This is a genomic window from Pedobacter sp. BAL39 (genome assembly GCF_000170795.1).
Taxonomy (GTDB): Bacteria; Bacteroidota; Bacteroidia; order Sphingobacteriales; family Sphingobacteriaceae; genus Pedobacter.
Window position 1 is genome coordinate 136,450 of record NZ_ABCM01000011.1, and the last position, 16,617, is coordinate 153,066.

The 16,617-nt window shown below is 45.4% G+C and carries 10 protein-coding genes; 4 read left to right on the plus strand and 6 right to left on the minus strand.

Annotated features, from left to right (window positions below; translation table 11 throughout):
- Positions 1-235: 235 nt before the first annotated feature.
- Together PBAL39_RS15145 and PBAL39_RS15150 are read left to right on the plus strand one after the other, a co-directional pair.
- Positions 236-3,421 (plus strand): two-component regulator propeller domain-containing protein, encoded by a 3,186-nt coding sequence (locus PBAL39_RS15145; RefSeq protein WP_008243044.1) that lies wholly within the window; start codon positions 236-238, stop codon positions 3,419-3,421.
- Position 3,422: 1 nt separating this feature from the next.
- Positions 3,423-4,199 carry a response regulator gene (locus PBAL39_RS15150; protein WP_008243046.1) on the plus strand — a complete coding sequence of 259 codons (777 nt, stop codon included), beginning with the start codon at positions 3,423-3,425 and terminating at the stop codon, positions 4,197-4,199.
- Between the two features lie 82 nt (positions 4,200-4,281).
- On the opposite strand, the gene PBAL39_RS15155 is transcribed toward PBAL39_RS15150, so the two are convergent.
- From PBAL39_RS15155 to PBAL39_RS15175, 5 genes are all read right to left on the minus strand, one after another.
- Positions 4,282-5,286: a DUF4973 domain-containing protein gene (locus tag PBAL39_RS15155; protein ID WP_008243048.1), complete on the minus strand. Its 1,005-nt coding sequence runs from the start codon at positions 5,284-5,286 to the stop codon at positions 4,282-4,284.
- 19 nt (positions 5,287-5,305) lie between these two features.
- On the minus strand, positions 5,306-7,384 hold the full coding sequence (locus tag PBAL39_RS15160) for a RagB/SusD family nutrient uptake outer membrane protein (protein ID WP_039866730.1): 2,079 nt from the start codon (positions 7,382-7,384) through the stop codon (positions 5,306-5,308).
- 25 nt (positions 7,385-7,409) lie between these two features.
- On the minus strand, positions 7,410-10,475 hold the full coding sequence (locus tag PBAL39_RS15165; protein ID WP_008243052.1) for a TonB-dependent receptor: 3,066 nt from the start codon (positions 10,473-10,475) through the stop codon (positions 7,410-7,412).
- 22 nt (positions 10,476-10,497) lie between these two features.
- Positions 10,498-11,880 carry an IPT/TIG domain-containing protein gene (locus tag PBAL39_RS15170; RefSeq protein WP_008243054.1) on the minus strand — a complete coding sequence of 461 codons (1,383 nt, stop codon included), beginning with the start codon at positions 11,878-11,880 and terminating at the stop codon, positions 10,498-10,500.
- 551 nt (positions 11,881-12,431) lie between these two features.
- Positions 12,432-13,535, minus strand: a complete 1,104-nt coding sequence (locus PBAL39_RS15175) for a glycoside hydrolase family 105 protein (RefSeq protein ID WP_039866732.1) — start codon at positions 13,533-13,535, stop codon at positions 12,432-12,434.
- A 157-nt stretch (positions 13,536-13,692) separates the two neighbouring features.
- Here PBAL39_RS15175 and PBAL39_RS25840 point away from each other — a divergent pair, with 157 nt between their 5' ends.
- Complete coding sequence (locus PBAL39_RS25840; protein WP_008243068.1) at positions 13,693-13,827, plus strand: hypothetical protein; 135 nt, start codon at positions 13,693-13,695, stop codon at positions 13,825-13,827.
- Positions 13,828-13,894: 67 nt separating this feature from the next.
- Here PBAL39_RS25840 and PBAL39_RS15180 read toward each other — a convergent pair whose 3' ends face one another.
- Positions 13,895-15,847: a KUP/HAK/KT family potassium transporter gene (locus PBAL39_RS15180; protein WP_039866768.1), complete on the minus strand. Its 1,953-nt coding sequence runs from the start codon at positions 15,845-15,847 to the stop codon at positions 13,895-13,897.
- A gap of 197 nt (positions 15,848-16,044) precedes the next feature.
- On the opposite strand from PBAL39_RS15180, the gene PBAL39_RS15185 reads away from it, so the two are divergent.
- Positions 16,045-16,560 carry a T9SS type A sorting domain-containing protein gene (locus tag PBAL39_RS15185; RefSeq protein WP_232282963.1) on the plus strand — a complete coding sequence of 172 codons (516 nt, stop codon included), beginning with the start codon at positions 16,045-16,047 and terminating at the stop codon, positions 16,558-16,560.
- The last annotated feature ends 57 nt before the right edge of the window (positions 16,561-16,617 follow it).

Genomic DNA, 16,617 nt, shown 5'->3' on the forward strand with positions numbered 1-16,617 from the left:
TGTTCCTTATAAATAAATATACATTTTATTTTCGTGTTGAATTCACTTTAGCGCTATTTAATCAACTGTATTATCCTATTATTTTCGCAATCGTTGTAGTACACTTTTGAGCTCAATGAGGGGGACATTTGCCTAAGATATAGGCTGAAGTAAAGGGAAATGCGGAAGGGTTAACAACAATCTCCTTTTAAAATATTCTTAAATAAGGCTATCTTTAATCAAGCACTAACCAAATATGCCTTCTGGATCATCAATCATCTTATCTCAGCTGATATTCTTTTGCGTTTTCTTTTCCTGCGGCGCCCAACCTTATTATTTTAAACATTACCAGGCAGATAAGGGCTTAGCGCACAATTCTGTAAGCACCATCATACAGGATAGGAAGGGTCTGATGTGGATCGGTACCCGGGCGGGTCTGAACCGCTTTGACGGTTATACCTTTAAAACCTATAAAAACAAAAAGGACAAACTTGGCAACATCGGCAACAATGTGGTCGTGGCCATTGCTGAAGACCAGCAAGGGATGCTGTGGATTGGCACAGGTAAGGGGATTTTCAAATACGATCCTTTAACAGAGATATTCACGCTGCTTGAAATTGCCCCGCAAAACTACATTAGCCATATTTTAATAGATCAGGAGAACAATGTTCTCTTTTTGGCCAACAGGATGCTGTACAAATTTAACCGGAAGGACAACAAGGTACTGAATTTAAACATTCAGGCATCCTGCATGGCAATTGATGGTATCGATCTCTGGATCGGCAATGATCAGGGCCAGATCCAGTATTATAACCCTCAGAACAAGTTAATCAGAAGCATCAGCGTAATGGCCCCCTCCGTACCCGCAAACATGCGGTCCATCAGCAAAATATGCCCGGCAAAGAATCATGAGCTGCTGATTGGCTGTTTTAAACAGGGACTGAAAAGTTACCATACCAAAACCGGACTGATCCGGTCACTGCCGCTAAACGACAGTTACATTACGGACACCTATGTACGCGACATCACTGCCGGCAGCAACCAGGACTATTGGATCGCCACCGAATCCGGGATCTACATCTATAATCTCAGCAGCCACACCTGTAGTAATTTACGCAAGGGACCAGGCGACCCCTACTCTATCGCAGACAATGCGGTGTATACCGTATGCAGGGACAATCAGGGAGGTATGTGGGCAGGTACATTCTTTGGCGGTCTGAGTTATTATTCTGAAAAGAATGCAAGATTTGAAAAATATTACCCGCAGGCAGGCAGCAAATCCATCTCCGGAAATGCAGTACGGGAGATTTGCCCGGACCATAAAGGGAACCTCTGGATCGGAACGGAAGATGCCGGGGTGAATAAGTTTGACCTAAAGACTAAAACATTTACCAACTACACGGCTACGGGAGCAAAAAGTGACTTATCCTATCCCAATATCCATGGTCTGCTGGCTTTGGGAAATCAACTGTACACGGGCCCTTTTTTGCATGGCATGGAAGTCATGGACATTCCTACGGGCAGGATCACCGACCGCTTTAAACGCATTGGCGAAAACAACGAGATGTCCAGCGATTTCGTCATTAGCATCTACCTCACCAGGGACAGTAGTATTCTGATCGGTACGGCCTATAACAAAGGGTCAGGATTGTTTGAATTTGACAAAAAGAGAAAGGTTTTCAACCGCATCAAACAGATCCCTCCTCATTCCTATGTCTACCAGATTTTTGAGGACAGTCAGGGGTACATCTGGACGGGCAGCGTTGGCCGGGGAGCATTCTATTATCACCCGAAAACCGGCAGGCAGGGCAACATCCGCTTCGGCGACCGCGTCGGGGACCAGCTTGTAAATGAATTTCCAATCCATGGGATTACGGAAGACAGTAACCATGCGATGTGGTTTACAACGGAAGGCGGAGGGCTGATCAGAGTAAGCCCAGACAGAAAGGTGGTGAAAAAGTTCAGCGTCCAGGATGGGCTGCCAAGCAATGTACTGTTTATGATGCTTGAAGACGATTCCAGGCACTTGTGGATCAGCTCGCTTAAGGGCCTCGTTCGTTTTGATATGGAGACGGAAAAGTTCAGGGTGTATACGCAGTTCAACGGGCTGATCACGGATCAGTTCAACTTCAACTCTGCCTATAAAGACAATAATGGAAAGATGTATTTTGGATCGGTTAAAGGAATGATTGCTTTTCATCCCGAGGAATTTGACGACCAGGAGCCGCAGCCGCCGACATACATTACTGGCTTTCAGATCAACAATAAAGAAATCAGCCCTGGTAATGACAGCACGCTGCGTAAATCCATTTTATATACGGATACGGTTGTGCTCGACTACGATCAGAACAATTTCAGCATTGAATTTGCAGCGCTCAACTACGCTGCTCCTGAAGTCATACGGTATGAATATGTAATGGATGGATTGAATAGCAATGTCACCTTTCTGAACAGTAACAGAAAAGCCTACTTCACGGGCTTGTCGCCGGGCGACTATAATTTTACGGTACGTGCGAAAAGTAATATCGGCAGCTGGACTGGAAAAGAACGCCATCTGTTTATTAAAATCCGCCCGCCTTTCTGGCTAAGCTATACCGGATTTTTCATCTATCTTTTCCTGTTCATCGCTTTTGTATTTTGCACGGCACGTTATTATGACCGTTACCTGGAAGGTAAAAACCGCACCAGGTCCAGGCTTTTTGAACATGAAAAAGAAAAGGAGATTTACCACGCGAAGATTGAGTTTTTCACCCACATCGCACATGAGATACAGACGCCGTTAACATTGATTTTGGGGCCTGTGGAAAGGATGGTCAAAAATACAGGAGAACAGGAGGTCATCAGGAAAAGCTTATTGATGGTAGAAACAAATGCTAGGCGCTTAGCGGATCTGACCACCCAGCTGCTTGATTTCCGGAAGACCGAGATGCATGAGTTTGGATTAAACTTTGTCAGCACCGACATCAGCAGATTATTAACAGACCAGGTTGCGGCTTTTAAACAGGAGGCTGAAGAAAGGAACATCAGTTTAAACCTGCTGCTTCCCCAAACTCCGCTCGCCGCCTTTGCCGATAAGGAGGCACTGGTAAAAATTTGCAGCAACCTCATCTCCAACGCCATCAAGTACGGGAACAAAACGGCCTCGATAAGCTTGCATGAGGTCGATATCACAGACCAGCAGTTTGTGGTTAAATTTAGCAATGACGGCAAAGGGATCCCCGATGAATTCAGTGCGAAGGTATTCGAGCCTTTCTTCAGGCTGGACAACGAACATGCACCGGGCACGGGAATCGGGCTTTCCTTGGCGAAGTCGCTTGCTGAAATGCATCATGGTGCGCTGACCTTAGTCTCCGGTCATTCGGATAAGATCATTTTTGAACTGACCTTACCCGTACGCCAAAAATTTGAATTTGAACTGGGTAGTTGGAAAAAGATAATATAGTATGATGGAGCGTATTTTAATTATAGACGACAATGAAGGGATATTGGAATTCTTATCAGAAGTTTTAGGCGACACCTATAAAACACACGTTGCTGTTAATGGAGAAATTGCAAAAGACATTCTGGACAACGAGATGGTAGACCTCATCATTTCGGACATCATGATGCCAGGGATTGATGGTTTCGAGTTTTGCAGGCTGGTGAAATCAAATGTCGGTTACTGCCATATCCCGGTGGTCTTGTTGACCTCAAAAAACACGTATCAGGCGCATATTGAAGGCCTGGAAGTTGGTGCGGACCTGTACATCAAAAAGCCGTTCTCCCCGGAGTTGCTGCAGCTGCAGGTCGCCAACCTGCTGAAAAACAGACTGAAGATCAAGGCTCATTTTGCAAGTTCACCATTCGAGGATGTTCGTGTCATGGCACACTCTAAAACTGATGAGGCTTTTCTTAAAAAGCTGGACGAATACATCCGCAAAAACATCAAAAACGCGGGTCTCGACATTGAGCAGCTGGCGGAGCACATGCATATGAGCCGCCCAACATTTTACCGGAAGATCAAGTCGCTGTCTTCATTGTCGCCAAAGGAACTGATTGACATTACCCGCCTAAAAAAGGCAACCCAGCTGATGGCACAAAATGAATTCACCTTATTTGAGATTTCGAAGATGGTGGGATATAGTACGCAAAGCATTTTCAACAAAAACTTCCAGCGGTATTTTAACCTGACGCCGGTGGCATACATCAATTCATTACCTAAAGATGTAAAAGCTGATTGAAGATATAAAAGCTGATGTGACAAAAAAGGGTTGTCAGTAAATTACTGACAACCCCAGACATTAGAAATTGAGCATACTGTTGTTACCATTGAATTTGCTGGTCCTCATCAGGGATCAGCGTGTTCATATCCCGCTGCATAGAAAGCGTCCCTTCGACCTTATACTTCAGCCGTTGTCCCGGGACAGTGGTATAGTCCTCGAACTCGTAGGAGAGATAAAGGGTGATGTAGATGTGTTTCATATAGGGAAGCTTGGCATCCATTTCCTCGTCCATGGTGTAATAGGACTGCGTAGCCCCCAGCTTAAACTTGTTGTTTACGGCATTATCACTCCAGACTTCCAATTTTCTCTTTTGAACATCAATCCGATCATCTGTGAATCTCATCAGCACCTTGTAATTTTTACGGTCGGGATAGTCGATATCCCTCGTTCCGGCATAGAGAAAGATGGTTTTGTCATCCACGACAAAAGTCCGATGGGTGTTTAGGGTCAGCGGTTCCGTTTCCCCGTCAAGGAAGATTCTGTACAGTGTACCGCCGTACACACCGGAATAATCATTAAAGGGGGTGATGCGCATCATCGCCCGGCGATAATATTTGTGTGGGTTTGCTTTATAATCGTAGGAGGCATCATCTAGAATCTGGAGTGGCAGTACCCATTTATCAGATTGGTCGAGATCCCCGAGTGTAAATTCAATAGGGAAGTTTACTACGCTTTGTCCTGCAGGGACTTCAACAGTGGGTGGCATACTGTAATAGTTGCTGCCCAGTTGCCGGAAATAGAGCTCCTGGCGATGGCCATATTGTTCCTGGTTCAGTCTTGCTAGCGTATCAGGATCCAGGCCGATGTGTATGGTACGATTTTTCTCATTCGGTGTTGAGCCACTGATGACCACCGGGAGGTTAAACTTCATTTTTCCCTGGGCGTTATAACGGATGTAAGCCCATGTGACACCCTGTGTTGTTGGGTTGGCCTTAAAGGAAGCCATCTGACTGAACTGTTCTTCTTCCCATTCATTCTTACATGACACAAAGCAGATTACTGTTGTGATCAATGTAACTAATAGCCTGTATATATTCTTTTTCATTTTCTCAGATTATGGTAAATTATTCAGGGTTCGTCCAGCCGGGATTTTGCGTAAGGTATTTGTTGCGTCTCAGCTCATCAAAATGAATGGGCCAGAACCACATTTTAAGCGTAAAAATGGAAGGCAGCGAGGGTGTCTCTACGATGGTATGGAAGAGGTCGGCCTGCGCTTTCGTCGCATAGGCATTATTTCCGTAGATCGGGGCAGACTCTTCTGAAGGTGCATCCGCCCATCGGCGGAGGTCGAAATAGCGCAGTCCTTCAGCAAACAGCTCAATCTGGCGTTCTCTTTTTAGTTTGATTCGGAACAGACGCTGATCAGCATATACCTCATTAGGGTAATCGGCTAATCCCGCACGGATTCGGACTGGCTGAATGCCGGCTTTCATTTCCCCAATGCTGCGGGCGATGACATGTGTTTTAGTCCCATCCCAGGAAGGAATGTTATGAGCGCCATTCAATTCGTTAAGTGCCTCGGCGTACATGAGCAGCACATCGGCATAGCGGATGGCAGGATCTACTTTTTTTGTCATCCTGCTTTGATCGTATCCAGTAACTGCCACATTACTAATGTCGTCAGGATGTATGTATTTCTTGATGCCAATCCCAGTACGTGTCCAGTAGGTAGTATTTTTATAACCGTTGGGATCCCCACGATAATAAAATATCTGCACATTGTTTTTCTCATCTTTTGTGCTCTCTCCATTCAGGAAGTTCCAGGTGGATCCGTTATAAGACACCGAAGCATAAAAACGGGGTTCACGTTTTGCATACTGTTTATTGACACCAACGCCCAGCGGGCCCAATTCAGGATAAGTGGCTAACTCTGCCTGTGTTACAAACCCAGTGCTGCGCGGGTTTGTGTTGTAGCGATCCTCATAACCAGACCGTCCTGCATACATGCTGTTCATGCCCGGTATATCGCTGCCATCGTTCATGTAATAGGCATCGATCTGCTTTTGCGTCATGCCATGAGAGTTGTAACCTTTACCTTCCAGACGGGGCAGCTGGTGTACGACCATGACGTTGATGCCTTCTCCTCCCTGGTTCTGACCCCGGGTAAAGATGAGCTCGGGGTTTTGATAAGCCGGAACTGTACCGTTAAACAAAGCGCGGTAAGATTCAAAAGGATCTATATCCTGCCATCCGGCGGGCCAGTTGGCATTAGAGAAATTGTTGTCGGATGGAGGCGTGACAGTGGCAGGATAAGCCGCATCTCCTGTTGCCTTTTTATAAGCGACATACAATTTGTATTGGCCAAGATCTATGACATCCTTTGCAGCGGCAGCGGCTTTGGCCCATTTTACTTCATCGTATACTGCGGAGAGTAGGTGTTTCCCATCTTTGGTCACCATTGCAGCTGCAACGTCAGCAGGTGCTTTTCCATTGGCCAGCGGACTTGCGGCATGCAACAATACTCTGGCGCGCAGAGCAAGTGCTGCACCGCGGCTCGGACGGGCAACAGTTTGGATGCCTTGCTGCATTGGAAGCACTTTAGCCGCTTCTGCGAGCTCCGCTGAAATAAAATCGGCGCATTCCTCATAGCTGTTACGTGCCTGTGCAATTTCATCATATTCTTTTGTGTAGTCAATACCATCATCGGCCACAAGAGGTACCGGCCCGTAGGTACGCAGCAGGATCCAATAGTAGTAAGCTCTTAAAAACCGTGCTTCCCCCTTCATTGATGCAATTTCGGTGCGCGTAAACGTTTTATTGATATCGATATTTTTCAGGAAGATCGAAGCCTGCCGGATGCCCTGATAGGCAAGCTCCCAAATGCGTTTGCTTTCGCCATCAATACCATTTTCTGTGTATTGTCCGTTTTTCCATCGCCTGTACTCATCATTTTCATCCCCATAAAACATGTCGTCTGCAAAATTAAAGGGCACCGTTTTTTTGCTGGCCACGTCCTGCAGTTCGTTCGTTCCGAGGTAGTAGTAAGTACGTGCCAGCCATCGGTTTGCATAGTCGGAGTTTGTAAAAACATCCTCTGTAGTCATCCGCTCATCAAACAGGTAGTCTGAGTCGAGATATTTTTTACATGCCCCTATAGTGAGTATTAAACCTATAGCGGATAAGATTATAGCTATTCTTTTCATATTCTTTTTCTTATAGACCTATGGATTACAGACCAACGGAGAGGCCTACTGACAACGTTTTGCTGAGTGGATAAACTTTTCCGTTCGGGTTTCCCAGTTCAGGGTCCCAAAGTTTGAATTTCGAGAAGGTGAGCAGATTGGTGCCAATAAAAAACAGGCGGGCGGTGCTTACCTGCATCCTATTGATCCACGATTTGGGAAAGGCAAAACCGATGTCGAGTGTTTTCAGACGCATATAGCTACCATCCTTGAGCCAGAATGACGATCTACGGTAGTTATTGGAGTTCGCTCCATAGGTTAACCTTGGATATTCGGCGTTCGGATCTTCATTTTCCCCCAGTTTCCAGCGGTTGCTGTTTGCCAGTTCGTTTAATACATTTCCCCATCCGTCGCCCCCCTGGAACATGTACACAGAAGTACCATCGATAAAGTAACTGGATTTCCCAACGCCCTGAAAGTGCACATTAACGTCCAGGCCTTTCCAGCGGGCAGAGATACCAAAACCATAAGTTAGGTTTGGTCTGGTGGTGGCCCCAATCGGAACAATATCCGTGTCGTCAATCCTACCATCTCCGTTCACATCCTTGTACTTGATATCGCCAGGCATTACCGCACCAAATGTCTGCTCAGGGCTGTTTCTGATGTCATCATAATCTTTGAACAGACCTAAAGCGACAAGGCCTCTGGCCTGATTTACACGGTGGCCTTTCTGCAGCCTATAGTCGTAAATGGTATTTTCTTCGTCCCTTTCGACGATCTCATTTTTACTGTAGGTAATATTTCCGCGAAGGGTCAGGTCTACTTCACGCAATTTGTGTTTAAAAGTAAAATTTCCGTCTATTCCCTGAACCTTTACTTCGCCTACATTCGCTGATGGTTTGCTCTCTACGCCGAGAAATCCAGGAAGGAAATCGCGCACCATGTAAATCCCGTCACGACGTTCGCGGAAGTAGTCGATTGCACCGCTGAACTGGTCTTTGAATAAGGAATAATCAAGCCCCAGATCTTGTTTCGTCGCAATTTCCCAGGTAACATCTGGAGAGGAAATGGTAGAATAGCGAATGCCGTTCCATGTTGAATTTGGAGAATTAAAATCTCCAAAATTATATCCGCCGTCGGCCATCTGATCAATCGTATACAGGTAAGGAAAGCGGATGTTATTGCCCAGATTATCGTTTCCGGTTTTACCGTAGGAATAACGGATTTTAAACATATTGATCCATTCCAGATCTTTCAGCATCGGTTCTTCCCCGATGTTCCATGCAGCCGATACAGCAGGAAAGAATCCAAACCGATAGTCTTTATGAAAATTTTCCGAGCCGGTATATCCGAAGTTGAAGTCAACAAAATACCGGTAATTCCAGTTGTAGCCAACGCGTCCGGCAACGCCCTGGTTGCGGCGGGCAATTCCATTTTTTAGGTCGACACCAAGATTCTGGGTAAATACCTTTGAGGCCTGCGTGTATTTCGCTACAGCAGCGAAATTATGCTCCTTTATTTTTTTGTCATAATAAAGGTCCCATTCAAAGAAATCCCTTCTTTCGCCATCAGACCCCGACGACTGTATCATTTTTTGCTCTTCTGCTACACGGGTAAACACAAGTTCACCATTTCCATCGCGGTAGCGATTGGCATTCCACAACTCAGGGCGTTTAAAACGTCTGATGTTATTGTTATTGTAAGTATCATAACCGAACCGCCCGATAAACCGCAGTCCCGGGGTCAGGAAATCCAGATTCTGCTCCAGGTTTAAGGTGGTCTGGATATTGTTCGACCAGCTTTCATTGTAGCCGGTCATGGTGCCCTGTACCCATGGATTGAGGTTGTCATCCTGTCCTGTCCAAGAGGGTATCTTGCCATTTGAATATTGCAGTGGCATCATGATGGAGTTGTACCCCATCAAAGAAGTCCAGATGGCATCTGTTCCTACACCCGGATCACTCTGTTTCCGCAAGGAACCGGACACCCCGGCCCTCAGCAAAGTAGTTTTAGTGATGTCCATATCTACACTTAAACGATAGGTGTACCTGCGGAAACTGGTATTGGTATTGTAACCGTCCAGGGCATCGTCTACCTTATACATCCCCTGTTGATTCTGATACCCTCCGGACACATAATACCGGGCAGTTTTACCACCGCCACTCATATTTAGTACACTACGCTGGCTGATGGAGCCTTTACGCAGCAGGACATCCATCCAATCCACATCAGGAAAGAGGTCGGGATCCAGTCCTAGGCGAAGGATTTCCAATTCAGATGGAGAAAAGAGAGGTTGCTGGTTTCTGGTGGTTTTTGCTTCGTTGGCCATGGATGCATAGGTATAGCCATCTGCAAAGTCAGGTAGCTTGGTAGAGGTATTGTAAAAACCCTCTACTTTGGCGTTGATATTGATTTTCCCCTCTTTCCCACGTTTGGTCGTGATGAGGATGACCCCATTAGCGCCCCTGCTGCCGTAGATGGCGGTTGCAGAGGCATCTTTTAACACGGAGAAGGTTTCCACGTCTTCCACATTGATTTCGTTGAAATCGCGTTCAAAACCATCGATCAATACCAGTGCTGCGTTATTGGCACCAAAAGTAGAGATGCTGCGGATCCAGAATTCGGATACGCTACCCGGCTTACCGGATGTTTGCATTGCCTGGATACCAGGCACTACTCCTGCAAGTGCATTTGCCATGGATGATGAAGGATTGGCCTTCAGCTGTTCAACATTTACGGTAGTGATGGCACCTGTGACGGCAATTTTTTTCTGTACACCAGTAGCCGTAACGACGACCTCACCAAGCACGCTGGCATCCGATTCTTTGAGGATAACATTCACCACCCGCTGATCTTTCACCAGGACCTCCTGTTTGTCAAAGCTGATGTAACTGAAGACAAGTGTCTTGAAGGGGAGCATTTTTATGGTATATTTTCCATTTTCATCGGTGGTCGTTCCCAGTCCGGGCATATTGCTGACGGACACGCTTACTCCAACAAGAGGCAATTTTTTAACATCTGTAACCACACCAGTTACGGTAACTTCCTGCTGTGCCAGCACATTCCAGGAAATCCCGAGCAACAGGAGGCATGTCAGTATAATAAATTTCATATGTATACTTGTATATAAGTGATTATTCTTCTTTAGCTATTTTACGGATCAGGTTATTTCCGGTATCACCGATATAAAAACATTTGCGCTCCTCATCATAAACGATCGCTTGCGGTTGTTTAAACCGGGCTTCAGTGCGCAGGTCACCATCGGCATATCCACTTGTACCATTGTTCCCGCGACCGGCATAGGTGCTTACCCTTCCTTTAGGGGTCAGCGTACGAATGGCGTGATTTTCCTTGTCGCAGAAATAAAAGTCGTACGGATCTTCCTCGCCCTCATAGTTCGGATTTTTCACGAACACTCCCTGTACAGGCCAGTTCAGGAGTGCGCTTGTTCCAATACCGTCTGCATAGCCCGCAGTCCCTGCGGCACCACAGATGGTGTAGGGAGTTTTAAACGTTTTCTTTTCACGGTCATAATCGGTACGCATGATAAAGTGCCTGTCATATTCAAGTAAGTAGGCATAGTCTCCCGAGGGATGTACCACCATGTAGATAGCGACACCATTAAATGGATTTGCGAATACAAGTTTATCTTCTTTCGTCACGAAGTCATACCTTCGGATATCACCGGCCCTGAATCTTGAATAATACAATTCCCCATTCTGCGGATGAACGATGGTTCCTCTGACTCCTCTGGAATAAACCTCTATCGCTTGTTTCTGAAGAAATCCCGACTCGCGGGAAACGATATAGTTACCATACCTGGTATCGCTGGAGTGGTTATGGGTAATGAGCATATCCTGATTTCCATCAATCCTCCAGTTAATGATGCCGACGTTATCAAGCGCCGTTCGGAAGTAGCTTACATACTGCCTCTCAAAGTCGATTAATCGGCTACTATTTGTACCCGCGGTAAAATAGAGATGGTTGTGATTTTTAGGATCAAAAGACAGCCACTCTATGCCTTTAAAGGCACCACAATCGTTAAAAGGACCTTCTTTTTCCTGGAAATCTGTAGCTACCTGATAGTATTTACCTAAAAAGGTAGATACCAGCCATCTTCTGGAATACGAAAACGCTTCTTTGGATGTAGTCTGGGCGAGCTCCTGCTGGTTGTCGCCGAGGATGGTGACCTGTATATCTCCTTCATAGGCTGCCTCGGGAACAATACAATACAGGCTGTTGTTTTTGACGCCGACAACCTTGGCCGTTTTCCCGCCGATTACGACTTTTATTTTAGAGATATCATTTCCGAAGTTCTCACCATATACGACCAGGTTATTTCCCGCCCCTCCCTCTTTCGGGTAAAAATCTGTAACTACTACAGGTTTGGAGGGATCGTAACCCGCTTCTTTCTTCAGCTCGTCGTCTTTACACTGGGTTAGGGAAAGCGCAATCAAACAGCACAGCATCCAGTGGAGGTGCCTGTACCGGGTTTTAATATTGTTTTTTAGTTTCATATATATCTTGATTTTATCCGAGCAGCGTCGGATTACATACATTTAATTATGCTACACTCCGTTGCATGTGAAAAGGCGGTAGTGTGAACGAAATAGCCGGGATTGTTATTTGATAAACTTGTAAAGCAGCTAATTTTGGGGCATACCAAACCAGGGACGTATTTTTTAACGCATCAATGTGTTCAATATCTCAGGGGATTAGTTTAAAAAGCGCTTTAGTGCGTAATCGTTGGGAAGACCGGCACCAGAATTTTTATCGGAGTAAGAGGTAATTATTGATCATACAAAGAGGGTTTGATTTAGTTGGTTTGGGATTGTGTCAGTTGGTTTTTGTATTCGTTTGTTGTGTCTTGATTTTCCCGGGCTTGGTTCACCCGCTTTCAGATCGGGGATGACATCACCCGTCCAAAATAAATACCTGGATATCCTTCATTACAGTTTTAATATTTGGTTTAATGGCTACCCGCTTCCTTTAGTCAGAAAACAGGTTGCCATCTGCCAAGTAAAGAAATATGGATTAATTTATTGGATCAACTTTTTGTCGATTCGTCTCAAATTTCCAGTAGCGCATACACCACCCACATGTAGGCCGCCTGACCATGATAGTCGCCGGTCTGACGCGGGCGATCGTAATAATACTGCTTGTCATTTTTCTTATTGGTACCCACACAGATCCCAGATACCGCACCTTTTTCATTTACATAGGGCACCAGTGCCATCCATGCTTTCCGGGCAACAGGAGCATATGTTTTTGTATCCAACCAACCTTGTTTCACCCCTGTGACCAGGGCATAGGTAAACATGGCTGATCCCGACGTTTCCGCCCAGATCTCCGGATCATCAATGAGCTGATTCCACATCCCACCAGGTTGCTGATATTTTTTCAGGCTTTCCATCATGGTTTTATAGCCCTCCATAATGCGGAGCCTGTCCTTGTTGTCTTTTGGCAGTTCGCGGAGTAAATCGGCCATCCCTGCTGCCATCCAACCGTTTCCCCGCCCCCAGTAGAAAGGGGCATCTGGAGCATGGTAGAAAAGACCATTTGGCCGTTGGAGTTCATCCAGGTAAAGCACCATTTCTTTAGCAGCACGGTCAATGTATTTTCTGTCTCCAGTGGCCTTGTAGGCTTCTGTTTGTACGATGGTGATCATATACATATCATCTATCCACAAGCGCGTTTGCCAGGAAAAGCCTTTATCGGCCCATTCCTTTTGTTTTGGGCTGTATTTTTCCGGAAGGATCCATTGTGTGTCGGCATAGGGCAACCCCAGTTCCAGGTATTTTTTGTCTTTGGTGACCTTATAGAACTCCAATGGTAACCTGCCAAACATGTTGAGATCGACATGGTTCATGATGGGCAGCAGTGCTGATTCTTTAGAAACAAGGGTATCAAACTTATTTTTTATCAACCCGGTAAGGGTTTTATCTTTTGTCAATGCTGCAAATTTAAGCGCACCATTCCAATAGAAGGTTTCCGGATACCCAATCCATTTTCCGGCGTGGAGGGCATGTTTCGCATTTACAAAACGGTGGGCGATCAGTTTCCCTACTTCTTTAGGGTGATATCCTTCGGGAAAGTCGGTCAGCGCAGTTTTCTGGGCGAATAGAACCTGAAAAGGAAGGAGTAGAAACGCGGCAAATAATATCTTTCGCATAATCATGGATAAACTGCAAAATATGCCGGGCGGCGATGCTCAGGGAAATTTCACAGTGGGGTTTACATTTGGTTTAATAGTAACCAAAGTAACCCATTGGAAATTGTAAAATTTGTTCATCTTTTTGTCGATTTGTCTCAGTTTACAGCACAAATATTTGCAGCTGCACATTGCCATAACCGGATCACCGGATCTTATTCGCGGCTTTCCTGAGCAGGCTGATAGTGATGTCATCACAAAAACCACAGATGAAAATCCGCGTATTGAAACGGAACAGGTACTCTGGAAATAAAAAAATCTCAGTTTTGATCTAAAACTGAGATTCATAAGAAAACTATCGCAAGAAATTCATTTTACGACTAAACAGGTAGCCTGGTCAGCTCAATATCATCAGGAGTAACAAAGATCAACGGTACCTTTTCCACATCGACATAACTGGAATCCAGTCCGAAACTACGTTCTTCGGATAAGCTGAAACGCTTGAGGATGAAGTAGTAGTCCATTACACTGCGTTCATAAAAGCTGAGCTTGGAGAATTTAGACAGGTGCTTTTCCAATAACACAAACCGGAAATCTCCAGGGATATTGTGTTTATTCAGGGAAGTATACTGACTGGTAATGTCGACCTCTCCATTTTTCACCAGCTCCTCGATCACCTTTCTATATAACAGGTTGACACGTTGCTCTACACGGAAGCCCAATTTGAAGTCGATACGGATCAGCTTACCTGGAATCAGGAACTCCACCTTATATTCCCTGGTGAATGGCTCGTCGACGACATCCACGTGTACCAACCAATAAATGTCGGCACGTTTAGGTTCCTTTTGGATCATCGAATAGATAATTTTCGACTCAATCTCAGTTTTAAAATTGGCGCTGGTCAGGTAAACCAGCTGAGAGGAATATTTAGGAACCGATTCATCCTCACTCAGTTCTGCGATGATGTTGAAGTAATCTTCAATTTCGACGTATTTAACAAAGCGGTTTTTAATTTTCCGGGCTACGTACCAGCTCCACATCACGGTAAATAAGGCAGAACCAATCAGGACAGTTACCCATCCTCCGTGGAAAAACTTGGCCATATTACCAACGAGGAAGGTGAGCTCGATGCTACCATAGATGAGCACGAACAGCCCGATGACATAATATGGCACCTTTTTGCGTTTCATATAGGCCGCAACCAATATAGTTGTAGCGAGGAAAGTCAGGTTGATGGCCAGACCATAAGCCCCCTCCATCGCCCCGGATTTCTTAAAGATGAGGACAACGGCAATACAGCCAATCCATAACAACCAGTTGATGGACGGCACATAAATTTGTCCCTTCTGGTTACTTGGATAGTTGATCCTCACTTTTGGCCAGAGGTTCAGCCTGACGGCTTCAGAGATCAGTGTAAATGAGCCAGTGATCATCGCCTGACTGGCAATTACTGCTGCCAGTGTGGCCAGGGCCACCATAAACAAGAGGTATTGCGGAGGTACGATTTCGAAGAAAGGGTTCAGTGTGACTTCATAATGAGGTCTATGCAGCACCCATACCCCTTGTCCGAGGTAATTGAGGATGAGCATCAGCTTTACAAAGATCCAGCTGATCCTGATATTTTTACGGCCGCAGTGTCCCATATCAGAATACAAGGCTTCGGCCCCTGTTGTACAAAGAAAAACACCACCCAGGATGAGCAGTGCAGTAGGATTATTGGCGAGCAGGACAAAGGCATAATAAGGGCTTAATGCTTTCAGGATGCTGAAATCCTGAATCACAAAGAGCAAACCCAGCAAGCCCAGTGCACTGAACCACAGGAACATTACCGGCCCAAACAGCTTACCAACGAGGTTGGTCCCGAATTGCTGGATGATGAACAGCAAGGTGATGATGGCAATGACAATGGGAATAACGGGTACATCATTGAACTTCAGCTGTAGTCCCTCAATGGCGGAGGTGACGGTGATACTCGGGGTGATGATCCCATCGGCAAGCATGGCACATCCGCCAATCACCGCGGGGATGACCAGCCACTTCGCATTTTTACGCACCAAAGAATACAACGAGAAAATCCCACCCTCTCCTTTGTTGTCGGCCTTCAGCGTAACAACCACATATTTAAGTGTGGTTTGCAGTGTCAGCGTCCAGATGATACAGGACAGCGCTCCAAGAACGAGCTCCGGAGTGACGGTTTGTCCGCCGCTCTTAACGGCAGTAAAAATGGCTTTCAGGGTGTATAATGGAGAAGTTCCGATGTCACCGTACACAATACCCAGACTGATCAATAGCCCTCCGGCACTGAGCGCATTTAAATTTTTATGATTTGACACTTGCTTTGAATTATTGGACAAAATTACGGTAAATAAACAAATTTACAATCTTATAAAATCATTATCAGCCGTTAAGCCTCTTGCATCTACAAACAGCAGAGAACGACATAAGTTGTTAAATATTGTTAAATCTGAAAATTGTAAACAAATTGATTGATTTTTTCGTTTATTTATTTATATTTTTGGCACATCCAAGCATGAATATAAAACTACAAACAGCACTGCTCTTTAACATTCTTTGCATCCTGTGCATGAGTGTTTTCTGTAGTCTTAATGTTTTTGCACAGAAACCGGATAGCGCCGTAAACAACATCAGGGCGAAAAAAATCTATAAAACCCCACAGATTAAAGCGAATGTACCTACTTATAAGCCTAAGACAGGCTTTGGTTTTGTGCAGTATGGAGACGTACTGAGCAGCAACAAGATCAATGGTACGCCTAAGCAGGACAAGATCCTGAGTGTTTTGAAAATCTACCCGAACCCGGTAAATGACCAGATCAACCTGATCCTCAAGATGGACAGGGAGTCCAATCTTTCTGTAAAGATCATGGACCTGCTGGGCAATGAAGTGGTGACCCTCTCCAATGAGCGCGTTCCATCCGGCGAGCAAACAAAAAGTTACACGATCCCCAACCGCTTAAACAGTGGCATTTACTTCCTTAAAATCGTCTCCGGGTCAGAAACTATTGTAAAACGCATCTCTGTTCTGTAATAACACTTTTTTCTTTACTATTTTTGAGCTGCCCACAGTAAAATGCTGTATGGCTGA

Coding starts and splice junctions, on each gene's coding strand:
- PBAL39_RS15145 (WP_008243044.1), top strand. CDS start 236: ATGCCTTCTGGATCATCAATCATCTTATCTCAGCTGATATTCTTTTGC.
- PBAL39_RS15150 (WP_008243046.1), top strand. CDS start 3,423: ATGATGGAGCGTATTTTAATTATAGACGACAATGAAGGGATATTGGAA.
- PBAL39_RS15155 (WP_008243048.1), bottom strand. CDS start 5,286: ATGAAAAAGAATATATACAGGCTATTAGTTACATTGATCACAACAGTA.
- PBAL39_RS15160 (WP_039866730.1), bottom strand. CDS start 7,384: ATGAAAAGAATAGCTATAATCTTATCCGCTATAGGTTTAATACTCACT.
- PBAL39_RS15165 (WP_008243052.1), bottom strand. CDS start 10,475: ATGAAATTTATTATACTGACATGCCTCCTGTTGCTCGGGATTTCCTGG.
- PBAL39_RS15170 (WP_008243054.1), bottom strand. CDS start 11,880: ATGAAACTAAAAAACAATATTAAAACCCGGTACAGGCACCTCCACTGG.
- PBAL39_RS15175 (WP_039866732.1), bottom strand. CDS start 13,535: ATGCGAAAGATATTATTTGCCGCGTTTCTACTCCTTCCTTTTCAGGTT.
- PBAL39_RS15185 (WP_232282963.1), top strand. CDS start 16,045: ATGAATATAAAACTACAAACAGCACTGCTCTTTAACATTCTTTGCATC.